1 protein-coding gene is annotated in these 932 nt (G+C 59.4%); it reads right to left on the bottom strand.

Annotation, left to right across the window (positions count from 1 at the left end; translation table 11 throughout):
• Nucleotides 1-10: 10 nt before the first annotated feature.
• Nucleotides 11-718, bottom strand: a complete 708-nt coding sequence (locus tag NKJ35_RS30795; protein WP_352651396.1) for a class I SAM-dependent DNA methyltransferase — start codon at nt 716-718, stop codon at nt 11-13.
• Between the last annotated feature and the right edge of the window lie 214 nt (nt 719-932).

Below are 932 nucleotides of genomic sequence, written 5' to 3'. Positions count from 1 at the left end.
GGTATCGTGGTCATGGCCGCTCCTCCGTTTGTGCGTTGACTTTATGGGTCACCTGGAAAACCCAGTAGTGCGCGCCCTCCTCCGCAATGTATCTGCCGTCGTTTAGACATTGTGCCGTCACAAGCACGCCCGCATCTTGCAGACGCCGTACCTCGTCTTCAAAGGATGTGGTCTCGGCATAGCTCTTGCGGGTGCTTGCGATGATGAAACCTTTTGGGCGCGTGACGCGAGCGAGTTCGCGCAACGCGTCCGGTCGGATGTGACCGAGCGTGAAGACGCCGCAGCAGACCGTGATGTCATAGCTCGCGTTGGAGTAGTCAGAGAGCGGCCTGTTAAGGTCGACATCGCCTCGGACATGGCGGTAGACGCGGGTTTGCCGAGCCCTTTCCGCCATCTCCTCGGAGAGGTCGAACCCGTCGATCGACCGGAAGCCGAGGCGTTCCAGTTCCACTCCGACGAGGCCTGTTCCGCAGCCAGCGTCCAGGATTGCGATGGCTGCTCGCCCATTGGCAAAATACGCTGTCTGCACCGCGCTCGCGAGTTCCGCAACCACCGTCGGCCCGCAGTACCCCTCGCGGCCAACATCCACTTCATAGGAATTAGCCCATCCGTGATAGAAGTGGGCCAAGCGACCGACGTCGCCGTCGAGGGCATGGGAATCCTTGATGCGCTTCCGTGCGGGTTGCTCCAGTGCGGTCTGCTGATCGAGGGTGTTCATGCCAATTCCTCCGTATAGGGGCAGATGTTCATCGTCGGCGCGCCGGTCGGCACCTGCTGCCGTCTCGCAACGAGGGCTTCAAAACTCGTGCCAATTGGCCGAACGAGGCGAAGAAAACATTTTTTGTGGCTGTTTCAGCTATTTGGGCTGAGGCAAAATAAGAGATTGGCTAAACAGGCCTGTGTCGCGGACCCGACAAAGCTCTGACGGAATG

Origin of the sequence: Mesorhizobium sp. M0136 (genome assembly GCF_040322515.1) — a bacterium.
GTDB lineage: Bacteria > Pseudomonadota > Alphaproteobacteria > Rhizobiales > Rhizobiaceae > Mesorhizobium.
The sequence above is the reverse complement of the archived record's forward strand: the minus strand, read 5'-3'. Positions and strand labels throughout refer to the sequence as shown.